The sequence below is a fragment of the Streptomyces sp. WMMB 322 genome, assembly GCF_900090145.1.
Taxonomy (GTDB): Bacteria; Actinomycetota; Actinomycetes; order Streptomycetales; family Streptomycetaceae; genus Streptomyces.
The window spans coordinates 63,936-76,298 of sequence record NZ_FMHI01000004.1 but is presented as its reverse complement, the minus strand read 5'-3'; the positions used below and the strand labels follow the sequence as shown (position 1 = coordinate 76,298).

The following is a 12,363-nucleotide window of genomic DNA, read 5'->3' as shown; positions in this document are numbered from 1 at the left end:
TTCAGAAATGTAGACGCAGATCAGAAACGTGCACGGTAGCCGAGGTGGTGCGACGCGCTGCCCCGGCTCGCTTCCGTACCGCCCTGAGCAGGAGCGCGCAATGACCACACCGTCCTCGTCCTCGCCGTCCTCCTCCCCGGGGACTTCCGCTCGGGAGGCCCGCTCGCTGTCCGCGCGGCTCGACGGGCTGCTCTTCTTCCCCGTCACCGCGTACGGGAAGGACGGTTCGCTCGACCTCGACGCGTTCCGCACGCACGTGCGCGGCGGCCTGGACGCCGGTGCCGGAGCCGTCTTCGCCTGCTGCGGCACCGGTGAGTTCCACGCGCTGACTCCGCAGGAGTTCCGCGACTGCGTGGCCGTCGCCGTCGAGGAGGCGCGCGGCGAGGTGCCGGTCGTCGCCGGTGCGGGCTACGGCACGGCGCTCGCCTGCCAGTTCGCGTCGCTCGCGGAGGAAGCAGGGGCGGACGGTCTGCTGGCGATGCCGCCCTATCTCGTCGTCCCCTCGCAGGAGGGCCTGCTGAGGCACTACACCGCGCTGGCGTCCGCCACCGCTCTGGACGTCATCGTCTACCAGCGCGACAACGCGGTCTTCGCCCCGTCCACGGTCGCGCGACTCGCGCGTACACCCGGCATCGCCGGGCTCAAGGACGGCCTGGGCGACCTCGATCTGATGCAGCGGATCATCAGCACGGTCCGCAGCGAGGTCCCGGCCGAAGTCGCGGGCCGGTTCCGCTACTTCAACGGACTGCCCACCGCCGAGCAGACCGGCCTCGCCTACCGCAGCCTGGGCGTGACGCTGTACTCGTCCGCGGTCTTCTGCTTCGCCCCCGAAATCGCCCTCGACTTCCACCGCGCCCTCACCGCCGGTGACGACGCCCGCGTCGGCCGTCTGCTCGACGGCTTCTTCCGCCCCCTCGTCGAACTGCGCGACCGCGGACGCGGCTACGCCGTCTCGCTGGTGAAGGCGGGAGTGAGGCTGCGCGGGCTGGACGTGGGCCAGGTGCGGCCGCCGCTGTCGGAACCCGCCGCGGCCCATGTGGAGGAGCTGGCCCGGCTGATCGAGCACGGGCTCGCGCTGGTCTCCTCAGAGGCTTCGCCGGGCAGCTCTCCCGCCGGTTCCGGCGGCGGTGCCGCTGCTCGCCGCAGCGGCGGGCACCGCTGATGCGTGCCGGTGCCTTCGTCTACCCCTGGGACGTCGTGGGCGACCCCGACGCGCCGCGGCGCCTCGCTGCCCTCGGCATCAGCCAGGTCACCCTCGCCTCCGCCTACCACTCCGTGCGCGCCCTCACGCCGCGCCATCCACGCCACCGCATCGTCACGGCACGGCACTCCGCGGTGCTCTACCCGCCCGGCCCGGACCGCTGGCGTGGCCGCCGGCTGCGCCCGTACGAGCAGGACTGGGTGGACAGCGGTGATCCCGGAGGCCCATACGGGGAGGCCGCGCGCGCCCTGAGCGAGGCCGGCCTGGAGGTGCACTCCTGGGTCGTGATGGCCCACAACTCCCGTCTCGGCGAGGAGCACCGGCGGATCACCGTCCGCAACGCCTACGGCGACCACTACTCCTGGGCGCCCTGCATCGCGCGCCCCGAAGTGCGCGAATATCTCGTCGACCTGGCCGCCGAGGCCGCGGTGCGGCCGCACACCGCGGGTACGGAGCTGGAGTCGTGCGGCTGGTACGGGCTGGCGCACCTGCACGCGCACGACAAGACCGGGGGAGTACGGCTGAGCGGCGCCGGCCAGTACCTGATGTCGCTGTGCTTCTGCGAGGTGTGCCGCGACGGGTACGCCTCGCTCGGTGCCGATCCGGAAGAGCTGCGCTCCCTTGTGCGCGGCGCGCTGGAACCCGCCTGGAGCGGCGCCGGAGCCGGGGCGCGGCCCTCAGGGGCGGAGCAGGACCGGGAGCAGGACCGGGAGGGGGAGTGGTCCCGGGTGCGTGAGCTGCTGGGCCCGCAGACGGCGTTGCTGTGCGCCTCGTGGCGTGACGCGGCCGCGCGGCGGCTGCGCCGGGAGGCCGTCGCGGCGGTGCGGGAAGCGGCGGCACGGACGCGTACGGGAGGGGATTTCAGAGTGATGCTGCACGCCGATCCCGCCCCGCACCGCCTCGGCGCCAACGCGGGCACGGCGCCCGCCGACGCGGTGGCGGACGCGGACGGAGTGGTCATTCCCTGCTCGGGCGACGCCGCCGGACGCAGCGGCGCCGTCGGCCCGTTCGCCGCCGCGGCCACGGCAGGCGCCACCGGCGGCGCCGCCAAGGCCACGGGCACCGGCCACGGATCCGGACGGGCCGCCGGGTTCACCGTCGCCGCGAACTTCACCGTGGTCTCCGGCATGGGCGGCTCCCCGCACAGCCTCGCCGCCGACGCGGCCCACGCCCGTGAACTGGGCGCGCACGAGCTGCGGCTCTACCACGCCGGTCTCGCCCCGGACTGCGACCTCGCAGCCGTGAAGGAGGCGCTGCGCACGCTCGGCGAGGCGGGCCCGCCCGGGTGACCCGCCGGCGCGTGTCACATCCGCGCGCCCTGTCCCGTCGTAGTGGTGACGGCCGTGCCGCAGCCCGCGGTCCGGCACCGGCACCGGCACCGCGAACCCAGGGACGAAGGAGCACCACACATGGCACGCATCTCGCTCGACCCGCCGCGCGGCCCCATGCTGCGCATCGCCGAGTGGTACTCGCGCCGCAAGTACGGAGCGGTCATGGACCCGCTCAGGGCCGCCGGGCACAACCCGAGGGTGCTCGGCGCCGTCGCCCTGTACGAGTCCCGCGTGGCGAAGTGGCGTGACCTTGACCCCGGTCTCAAGCACCTCGCCGAGATGGTCTCGGCCTCCCGCATCGGCTGCACCTGGTGCATGGACTTCGGGTACTGGCTGGCGGACGACCTGGGTCTGCCGATGGAGAAGATCCGGTACGTCCCGGCCTGGCGTGAGAACCGGGAGCGGTTCGGCGAACTGGAGCTGCTCGTCATGGAGTTCGCCGAGGCGATGACGGAGACCGAGCCGGCGGTGACCGACGCCATGACCGAGGAGCTGATCGGCAGGCTGGGGGAGAAGGCCTTCGTCGAGCTGGCGGCGATCGTCGCCGTCGAGAACCACCGCTCCCGCATGAACGCGGCGCTCGGACTCGTCGGCCAGGGGTTCTCCGACCGGTGCGCGGTGCAGCCCGTCCAGAAGGGGGCCGCCGGGGGTGCGGGGGCCGCGGCCTCCTGAGAGGGGCCGGCCCCACGGGGCCGGCCGTGGCCCGTACGGCCGCGCCGTCGCACGGTGTGGAGGGGCGCCGGTGCGCCGCGGCCGTACGGGCCCATCAGCCCGGGGAGGCGGACAACGCGCCTATACCGTGGGGGAGTTCCCGTGCCAGGGCTCCTCGGCGACGACCGCCGGGACGGGCAACGGCCCGTAGATGTGCGGGAATTCCTCTGCCGCGCCGCCGCCCCGGGCGCCCTCGCCGTCCTCCCCGCCCGCGTTGGGGAGTGCCGGCTCGGGCGGCTCGAAGCGCACCGGCGCGGTGAGGCGCTCGCTGTCGATGACGAGCACCACCAGGGCCGACGGGTCGGTGTCGCTGTACAGCATCTCGGCCACCTGCGGCAGTTGATGCCTCAGCGAGCAGTGGATGAAGCCGACCTCCTCCAGGGTGCGGCCACGCGTGGACATCTCGTAGGTGCCGGCAGCGCGTGCGGCCTCCCACGAGGAACGCTCCGTGATGTGCAACAGCTCAGCCATGCGCCCACGTTACGTCCCGCCGGCGGCACGCGGCCGTCCGGTACCGCGGCCGGACGCCGGCCGGCGCAGCGGCTGGTTCAAAGACGGCGCGTCGCCAGGGTGAGGCGGTCGCGGGCGTCGAACAGCGCGTCCTTGATCATCTGTTCGTGCGCGGGCGTGAGCCTGGCGACCGGAACCGAGCAGCTGACGGCGTCCCGCGCGGGTGTCCGGTAGGGGATGGCTACGCCGAAGCAGCGCAGGCCCAGCGTGTTCTCCTCCCGGTCGACGGCGTAGCCCTGTTCCCGGACCAGGGCGAGTTCCTCGATCAGCGCCTCGCGGTCGGTGAGGGTGTTGTCGGTGAGCGAGGGAAGCGTCTCCGGCAGCATCTTGCGCACCTGCTCGTCGTCGTACGTCGCGAGCAGCGCCTTGCCCAGGGACGTCGAGTGCGCCGGCAGCCGCCGCCCGACGCGGGTGAACGGACGCAGGTAGTGCTGGGACTGGCGGGTGGCGAGGTAGACGACGTTCGTGCCGTCGAGCCGCGCCATGTGGATGGTCTCCGTGGTGTCGTCGGAGAGCCGGTCGAGCGTCGGACGGGCGGCCGCCACCGCCTCGTCGCCGTCGATGTAGGAGGTGCCGACCAGCAGGGCGCGGACGCCGATCCCGTAGCGTGTGCCGGTGGAGTCGGTCTCCACCCAGCCGAGGTCGACGAGGGTGCGAAGCAGCATGTAGAGGCTGGACTTGGGGTACCCGACGGCTTCCTGGACATCGGCGAGGGAGTGCATCCCGGGCCGTCCCGCGAAGTACTCGAGCAGCTCCACAGTGCGCACGGCGGACTTGACCTGCGATGCACCCGTCTCGCCAGCTGACATCGTCCTTGACCCCTTTGTTGCGGCGCTCATAGGCTCCCCGGCAGGTTCACTGACAGAGATGATGTTCAGCATATCGAACAACGTCTCTGCGGAGACAGGCACGTGGCAGGAGGAGACCGCCGTGGCAGCAGCACCAGTGTGGAGCGTCGACCCCCGGACCGGAAAGCAGCGCGAACAGGTCGGCACGGAGGCCACGGCCGGTGAGGTGGACGCGGCCGTCAGGGCCGCGCACGCTGCCAGGGAGCCGTTCGCCGACCGCACCGTGCGTGCGGCGCTGCTCCGCGCGGCCGCCGGGCAGCTCGACGCGGCGAGTGAGGAGATCATCGCCACCGCGGACGCCGAGACCGCGCTGGGACGCCCCCGGCTGACCGGCGAACTGGCCCGCACCCGGGCACAGTTGCGCGCCTTTGCCGACGAGGTCGAGGACGGCGCCTACCTCGGCGTCACCATCAACCACAAGGACGCCGACGCGACGCCCCCCTGCCCCGATCTGCGCCGCTACAAGATCCCGCTGGGTGTCGTGGCGGTCTATGCGGCGTCCAACTTCCCGCTGGCGTTCTCCGTGCCCGGAGGCGACACCGCGAGCGCTCTCGCGGCGGGCTGCCCCGTCGTCGTCAAGGCGCACCCGGACCACCCGGCGACGTCCGAGCTGACCGGCGCCGCGCTGCGCCGCGCCGCGGCGGAGGTGGGGCTGCCCGGGGACGTGCTGAGCGTCGTGCACGGCTTCGAGGCCGGCGTCGAACTCGTCAAGCACCCGCTGGTCTCGGCGGTCGGCTTCACCGGTTCCGTACGGGGCGGGCGCGCCCTCTTCGACGCCGCATCCTCCCGTCCCACCCCCATTCCCTTCCACGGCGAGCTCGGCTCCCTCAACCCCGTCGTCATCACCGGCGCCGCCGCCGACGAACGCCCGGAGGAGATCGGTGAGGGGCTCGCCGGGTCGATGACGATGGGCACCGGCCAGTTCTGCACCAAGCCCGGCTTCGTGCTCGCACCCGCGGGCGAGGCCGGCGACCGCATGCTGGAGGCGCTGCGGGCCGCGGTGAGCAAGGCCGCGCAGGGCCCTCTGCTGGACGGCAGGATGCGGGAGGCGTTCCTCGAGGGGATCAAGGCCCGCACCGAACTGGACGGCGTGGAGGCCCCCGTGCTCGCCGGGGCGGGCGACGACGAGCAGTCGGTCGGCGCCGGGTTCCTCACCGTCCCGGCGGAGAAGCTCGGACAGCCGCAGTACGAGGTGCTGCTGGAGGAGTGCTTCGGGCCCGTCACCGTCGTCGCGCGTTACCGGGACGACGACGAGGTCGCCTCGGTCCTCTCCAGGCTGCCCGGCAACCTCACCGCCACGCTGCACCTCAGCGCCGCCGAGGCGGCGGGCGACGGCGGCCAGGGCGCGCGACTGCTCGCCACGCTGACGCCGCTGGCGGGCCGCGTCCTCGTCAACGGCTGGCCCACCGGTGTTGCCGTCGCTCCCGCGCAGCACCACGGCGGCCCGTACCCGGCCACGACGTCCACGTCGACGTCCGTCGGGGCCACCGCCATCGAACGCTGGCTGCGCCCCGTCGCCTACCAGGACGCGCCGGAGGCGCTGCTGCCGCCCGAACTGCGTGACGCGAACCCGCTGGGCCTGCCCCGCCGGGTGGACGGCCGCCGGGAGAACTGAACGGCACGGGGAGACAGGCGCCGCCGCCAACGGGAGCCGCACGCCTTCGAGTCCGCCCGGACGTCCTTCAACTGCACCGTGCACAGGAGGAGTCCGGCGCCCGGAACCGGGACGTGAGCGGCCGCGGCACGGATGTTCAGGGGCGCCATTCGGGCCGGGTCATGCCGTGCATGCCGCGGTACGCGGCCGGTTCCGGCGGCGTCCAGCCGGTCAGCAGGGCGGGGTCGGCGCGGTGGACCTCCACGCCGACCGGATGGCAGAACTCCACGGGGTCCACGTCGGAGCCCGGACCCCACATGGGCACGGACAGATCGCCGCCCGGACACGTCGACAGCGCGCACAGCAGGTCGATCTCGGCGAAGAACTCGAAGTGGTCGCCCGGGCGGGCCGGGCAGTCCTTCATGAAGTACTGGTCGTCGTCGTTGAGTCCGGTGCACTGGAAGACGTTCAGCACGTCGTGCACGTCGAACTCGGTGAGCCCGTAGGGGAGTACGGCCCGCACCAGGTTCGAGTGGCAGTGGAAGTCGAAGTCCTCGCCGCTCAGCATGCGGTTGACGTACGGATCGCAGCGCGTGCCCAGCAGGTCGTGCACCCTGCCGCCGTCGGCGTCGCGCCCGTAGGAGGCCAGCGTGTCCGCGGTGACGGTCAGCAGCGGACGCAGGAACGGCAGTGTGGACCACAGCCGGTCGTACACGCTCACGTGTGCGCGCTGCAACTGCCGTGTGCGGGAGGCCCAGAGCCGCTCGCGCGGATCGTGGCGGTTCCACACGTTGAGGTCCGCGACCTGCGGACCGTCGATCGTCACCAGGCGGCACAGGTGCCCCGCCGGAACCTCCCACGCGCGCCCGGAGCGGATGGGGACGGTGAAGCGCTCGACGGGTTCACGGGATCCTGCGGCGACCCTGTCGTAGAAGGCGCGGTCGACGTCGAGCGGACCGCCCTCGTCTGCCTGGTAGGCGGCGGTGGTGCCGGCCATGCGCTCGGCTCTCTCCCTCGGTCGGGCTCCCGGACGGTGCAGGATCGCACCGGAATGCGCCCGGCCGGAAAAGGGGGGAGGCCGTCATGCGGCCTCCCCCCTCATCCACCGGGCTCAGCGCGGCAGTTGCCGCGTCACCTCACCGGCGTGAAGTCGCGCGCTCCGATGAACTCGGGACGGCGGACCGGGGCCGCGAACGGTTCCACGGCCTCGTTCTCCACGCTGTTGAAGACGATGAACACGTTGCTCCGCGGGTACGGAGTGATGTTGTCACCGCTTCCGTGCATGCAGTTGCAGTCGAACCAGGTGGCCGAACCGGCTTCGCCCGTGAAGAGCTTGATGCCGTGCGCGTCGGCGAACTTGGCCAGGGACTCGTCGGACGGTGTGCCCGCGTCCTGCATCTGCAGCGACTGCTTGTAGTTGTCCTTCGGCGTCTCGCCCGCGCAGCCGAGGAAGGTCTTGTGTGACCCCGGCATGATCATCAGGCCGCCGTTGGTGTCGTAGTTCCGGGTCAGTGCGATCGAGACCGACACGGTCCGCATCGCCGGAAGACCGTCTTCCGCGTGCCAGGTCTCGAAGTCGGAGTGCCAGTAGAAGCCAGTGGCACCGAAGCCGGGCTTGACGTTGATCCGGGACTGGTGGACGTAGACGTCCGAGCCCAGGATCTGTCGCGCCCGGCCCACGACCCGCGGGTCCCGCACCAGGTCGGCGAAGACCTCGCTGATCTTGTGCACCTCGAACACGGTCCGGATCTCATCCGACTTCGGCTCGATGATCGAGCGCTCGTCGGCACGGATCTCCGCATCCGTGGTGAGCCGTTCCAGTTCCCTGCTGTACATGTCGACCTCATCGGGAGTGATGAGCTGGTCGATCGCAAGGAACCCGTCCCGCTCGTATTCCGCCAGAACCGCGGGCTCGATGGGCCCCGGCGTACCCGGTTCGGACCACACGACGGGGTCCATCCTTGGGGTGGCCACCTCGGTGGCTCCGCGAGTCGGGTACAGGTCGGCGGTGCGCTCGGGTGCGGTGGTCATTGTGTTGCCTTCCTCTCCTCTCGTACGGCCCTGTTCGGTGGGCGAGCGGCCATAGCCGCGGACGGCAGAAGCCGCCGTACTGGCCTGTAACGGCCGAGCTCTGCGGCTCAGTCGTCAGGCTCGGTGAGAAGCGGGTAGACGCCGTTCTCGTCGTGATCCTCCCGGCCCGTCACGGGCGGATTGAAGACACAGATGCACCGGAAGTCGGTAATGGGACGCATTGTGTGCTTCTCGTGCCCATCGAGCAGATACATGGTGCCGGGGGTGATCAGATGCTTCTCACCGGTCTCATCGTTGGTGAGTTCGGACTCGCCCTCTACGCACAGTACGGCTTCGACGTGGTTTGCGTACCACATCGAAGTCTCGGTACCCGCGTACAGCACGGTCTCGTGCAGGGAGAAGCCCACACGCTCCTTCGCCAGCACGATCCGCTTGCTTTCCCAGGTGCCGGATGCGGACTTGATGTGACGGTCGGTGTCCTCGATGTCCTTGAACGAACGAACAATCACGTTGTGGCGTACCTTTCTCTATTCATTACGGGGCCGGCCCGCCCCGGACGCAACCGGGGCGGGCCGTGAGCGAAGCGGTTACGCGGTCTCGCGCACCGCCCGGGCCAGCACACGCAGGCCCTCGTCGAGTTCCTCGGCAGTGATCGTGAGAGCCGGAAGCAGCTTCACGACCTCGCTCTGCGGTCCCGAGGTCTCGATGAGGAGACCGAGCTCGAAGCAGCGCTTGGCGACGGCGTTCGCACGGTCCTTGTCGTGGAACTCCAGTCCCCATACCAGCCCGCGCCCACGGAAGTCGGCAACGTCTTCGCTGTGTTCCTCCGAAATCGACCGCAAAACCGCCTCGACCTGCTCACCTCGGGAGAGAGTCTGCTTCTCCGTCTGGTCATCGGTCCAGTACGTCTCGAACGCGGCCGTGGCCGTGACGAACGCGGGGTTGTTGCCGCGGAAGGTGCCGTTGTGCTCGCCCGGCTCCCAGATGTCCAGCTCAGGCTTGAAGAGGGTGAGGGCCAGCGGCATTCCGTAACCGCCGATGGACTTGGACAGCGTGATGATGTCCGGCTCGATCCCCGCCTCCTCGAAGGAGAAGAAGGCGCCGGTGCGGCCGCAGCCCATCTGGATGTCGTCGACGATGAGCAGCATGTCGTGCCGCTTGCACAGGTCGGAGAGGTCACGCAGCCACTCGGCGCGCGCGACGTTGATTCCGCCCTCGCCCTGCACGGTCTCGACGATCACGGCCGCCGGCTTGTTGAGGCCGGAGCCCTGGTCCTCCAGCAGCCGCTCGAACCAGACGAAGTCCTCGGTGCTGCCGCCCAGATAGTCGTCGAAGGGCATCGGCGTGCCGTGCACGAGCGGGATGCCCGCGCCGGCGCGCTTGAAGGCGTTGCCGGTGACGGCGAGCGAGCCCAGCGACATGCCGTGGAAGGCGTTGGTGAAGGAGACGATGGACTCGCGCTCCTTGACCTTGCGGGCCAGCTTCAGCGCGGCCTCGACGGCGTTGGTGCCCGTCGGGCCGGGGAACATCACCTTGTGGTTCAGGCCGCGGGGCTGAAGGATCTTCTCCTGGAAGGCCTCCAGGAAGGCACGCTTGGCGCTGGTGCTCATGTCGAGGCCGTGGACGACCCCGTCACGCTCCAGGTAGTCCAGCAGGGCGCGTTTGAGCACGGGGTTGTTGTGGCCGTAGTTGAGCGTTCCGGCTCCGGCGAAGAAGTCCAGATACGTATGGCCGTCCTCGTCGTACATGTGTGAGCCCTGGGCCCGGTCGAAGATCGTGGGCCAGCCACGGCAGTAGCTGCGTACTTCCGACTCGACGGTCTCGAAGACACTGAGGTCGGGCTGCGTGATGGTCACGGCGTGCTCCTGGGAGTGAGTTGCGTGCGGTCGAAGTGGTCGGATGCGGGTCGGATCGCGGGACTGCAGGGATCGCGGGACTGCAGGGATCGCGGGCGGTTCTCAGTTGTGGGGCGCGAAGCGCCGGCGGAACGCGGCAGTCTCAGTGCACGGTCAGCGGGTCCGGGTCCTTCAGGGACGCCAACGGGCCGATCCGGTAGAGGATTTCGGGCTCGTGACCGCTCTCCGGGAACACTCCGGCATCGAAGAGCACCTCCTTCTCCGTCGCCGCGCCGTGGCGCTCCGCGAAGGAGGTGAAGAGGCGGTTGGAGGGAGTGTTGTCCGGGGTGACGGTGGTCTCGATCCCGTCGGTCCCCAGTTCCCGGGCCGTGCGCAGGGCCAGCCCGTCGAGCATCGCCGCCGCCAGTCCGCGGCCGCGCGCCGACTCGTCGACGGCGACCTGCCAGACGACCAGCGTCCGCGGGTGTGAGGGGCGTACGTAGCCGGTGATGAATCCGACCGGCTCACCGCCCTCGTCACGTGCGACCACGGAGGTGGCGGCGAAGTCGCGACACCACAGGAGATAGCTGTAGGAGGAGTTGAGGTCGAGCGTCCGCGAGTCGCGGGCGATGCGCCAGAGCGCCGCTCCGTCATCGAGTTGCGGAGCGTCGAGTGTCAGCCCCTCCGGCATTTCCCGGAAATCACTGCGGGCACGTGCACGGTCTGCTTGTGCGGCGGTCATGGGTATTAAATTTACCCAGCAGAATCCGAAAACGCACGGCGGGGTGGGGTTACGTGACGCGGGATGGTGTGTTATCGCGCGCAGGCGCACACGTGTGTCCCGGATCTTGTTCCGTCCCGGTATTTCCGCATTTTTCCGGGCCGACCGGGCCACTTGTGGAGTCCATCACATTGCGGTAACGACCTTGAGGCGGACCCGAATTTCGCCATGATGACCTGTGAAAAAATGCAGCGTTTAAAGAAGTGGAAATCGGGAAGAAGAATACGGGCGGCTACGCTGATAATAGTTGCGAAAATGTATTCTCCCGCAACGGTTCCGATGCCGCATCTTTTCCTTCCGCTTCCTCCCGGACGCGCGAGCAGTCATCGCCGTGTGCATGCGTGCCACCGTACTGCCCCTGCCGGGCGGGTGCAGGAAGCCCCGTGAGTCCTCATAGGGTGCGGGCATGAGCGACCGCGGCAATCTCCACATCAAGGGGCGCGTGCTGGCAGGGCCCGAGGACATCCGGGACGAACTGTGGGTGGTGGACGGACGCGTCACCTACGAGCGCCCCCCGGGCACCGGCCGGGACACCCTCGGCGCCGAGGGCTGGGTTCTCCCCGGACTCGTCGACGCGCACTGCCACGTCGGTCTCGACCAGCAGGGCCCGGTGGACGAGGCCACCAGCGAGAAGCAGGCGCTGACCGAACGGGAAGCCGGCGCCCTGCTGCTCCGCGACGCGGGCTCGCCCTCCGACACCCGGTGGATCGACGACCGCGAGGACCTGCCCCGCATCATCCGCGCCGGCCGGCACATCGCCCGCACGAAGCGCTACATCCGCAACTACGCCCACGAGATCGAGCCCGGCGACCTGGCGGCGTACGTGCGTCTCGAGGCCAAACGCGGCGACGGCTGGGTCAAGCTCGTGGGCGACTGGATCGACCGGGGCGAGGGCGACCTCGCTCCCTGCTGGCCCCGCTGGGCGCTGGAGGAGGCCATCGCGGCGGCGCACGAGGAGGGCGCACGCGTCACCGCGCACTGCTTCGCCGAGAATTCGCTCCGTGACCTGGTCGAGGCCGGGATCGACTGCATCGAGCACGCGACCGGACTCACCGAGGAGACGATTCCGCTCTTCGCCGAGCGCGGGGTCGCGATCGTCCCCACGCTCGTCAACACCGCCACGTTCCCGCGGCTCGCGCGGGTCGGCACCAAGTACCCGCGCTGGTCCGAGCACATGATGCGGCTCCACGAGAGCCGCTACGAGACCGTGCGCGCCGCCTTCGACGCGGGCATCCCCGTCTACGCAGGCACCGACGCCGGTGGTTCCCTGGCGCACGGGCTCGTCCCCGCGGAGGTCGCGGAGCTGGTCACGGCAGGGATACCGCCCGCCGAGGCGCTGTCGGCGGCGACCTGGGGTGCGCGTCGCTGGCTCGGGCGGCCGGGGCTGGAGGAGGGCGCTCCGGCGGACCTCCTGGTCTTCGCCGAGGACCCGCGTGCGGACATACGGGTGCTGAACGATCCGCGGCACGTGGTGCTGCGGGGCGGGGTCGTCCGTTAGATGTGCCGCGCCGCGGAGCCGGC

At 70.6% G+C, this 12,363-nt stretch carries 12 protein-coding genes; 5 read left to right on the top strand and 7 right to left on the bottom strand.

Going from position 1 to position 12,363, the window contains the following annotated elements; translation table 11 throughout:
- Window positions 1-100: 100 nt before the first annotated feature.
- The 3 genes from H180DRAFT_RS08360 to H180DRAFT_RS08350 all read left to right on the top strand — a co-directional run bounded on the left by H180DRAFT_RS08360 (window position 101) and on the right by H180DRAFT_RS08350 (window position 3,204).
- A complete protein-coding gene (locus tag H180DRAFT_RS08360) occupies window positions 101-1,162 on the top strand; it encodes a 5-dehydro-4-deoxyglucarate dehydratase (RefSeq protein ID WP_079099946.1) in 1,062 nt (353 codons plus the stop codon).
- Window positions 1,162-2,490, top strand: coding sequence for a hypothetical protein (locus H180DRAFT_RS08355; protein ID WP_055485364.1), 1,329 nt, complete (start codon window positions 1,162-1,164; stop codon window positions 2,488-2,490). Before H180DRAFT_RS08360 ends, H180DRAFT_RS08355 begins: the two co-directional genes overlap by 1 nt.
- A gap of 120 nt (window positions 2,491-2,610) precedes the next feature.
- Window positions 2,611-3,204, top strand: a complete 594-nt coding sequence (locus H180DRAFT_RS08350; protein ID WP_055485363.1) for a carboxymuconolactone decarboxylase family protein — start codon at window positions 2,611-2,613, stop codon at window positions 3,202-3,204.
- A 120-nt stretch (window positions 3,205-3,324) separates the two neighbouring features.
- On the opposite strand, the gene H180DRAFT_RS08345 is transcribed toward H180DRAFT_RS08350, so the two are convergent.
- Entirely contained in the window at window positions 3,325-3,714 is a 390-nt protein-coding gene (locus H180DRAFT_RS08345; protein WP_055485362.1) for a DUF952 domain-containing protein, read from the bottom strand.
- Between the two features lie 77 nt (window positions 3,715-3,791).
- A complete protein-coding gene (locus tag H180DRAFT_RS08340) occupies window positions 3,792-4,562 on the bottom strand; it encodes an IclR family transcriptional regulator (RefSeq protein ID WP_055485361.1) in 771 nt (256 codons plus the stop codon).
- 136 nt (window positions 4,563-4,698) lie between these two features.
- On the opposite strand from H180DRAFT_RS08340, the gene H180DRAFT_RS08335 reads away from it, so the two are divergent.
- Window positions 4,699-6,216 carry an aldehyde dehydrogenase (NADP(+)) gene (locus H180DRAFT_RS08335; RefSeq protein WP_055485603.1) on the top strand — a complete coding sequence of 506 codons (1,518 nt, stop codon included), beginning with the start codon at window positions 4,699-4,701 and terminating at the stop codon, window positions 6,214-6,216.
- 136 nt (window positions 6,217-6,352) lie between these two features.
- On the opposite strand, the gene H180DRAFT_RS08330 is transcribed toward H180DRAFT_RS08335, so the two are convergent.
- The 5 genes from H180DRAFT_RS08330 to ectA form a co-directional block, all read right to left on the bottom strand.
- Entirely contained in the window at window positions 6,353-7,192 is an 840-nt protein-coding gene (locus H180DRAFT_RS08330) for a DUF1989 domain-containing protein (protein WP_055485360.1), read from the bottom strand.
- A 134-nt stretch (window positions 7,193-7,326) separates the two neighbouring features.
- Entirely contained in the window at window positions 7,327-8,226 is a 900-nt protein-coding gene (thpD, locus tag H180DRAFT_RS08325; RefSeq protein WP_055485359.1) for an ectoine hydroxylase, read from the bottom strand.
- Window positions 8,227-8,333: 107 nt separating this feature from the next.
- Window positions 8,334-8,735, bottom strand: coding sequence for an ectoine synthase (locus H180DRAFT_RS08320; protein ID WP_055485358.1), 402 nt, complete (start codon window positions 8,733-8,735; stop codon window positions 8,334-8,336).
- A gap of 78 nt (window positions 8,736-8,813) precedes the next feature.
- A complete protein-coding gene (gene ectB / locus H180DRAFT_RS08315; protein WP_055485357.1) occupies window positions 8,814-10,082 on the bottom strand; it encodes a diaminobutyrate--2-oxoglutarate transaminase in 1,269 nt (422 codons plus the stop codon).
- Window positions 10,083-10,224: 142 nt separating this feature from the next.
- Complete coding sequence (gene ectA, locus H180DRAFT_RS08310; protein ID WP_254665933.1) at window positions 10,225-10,803, bottom strand: diaminobutyrate acetyltransferase; 579 nt, start codon at window positions 10,801-10,803, stop codon at window positions 10,225-10,227.
- 445 nt (window positions 10,804-11,248) lie between these two features.
- Here ectA and H180DRAFT_RS08305 point away from each other — a divergent pair, with 445 nt between their 5' ends.
- Entirely contained in the window at window positions 11,249-12,340 is a 1,092-nt protein-coding gene (locus H180DRAFT_RS08305; protein ID WP_055485355.1) for an amidohydrolase family protein, read from the top strand.
- Window positions 12,341-12,363 lie beyond the last annotated feature (23 nt).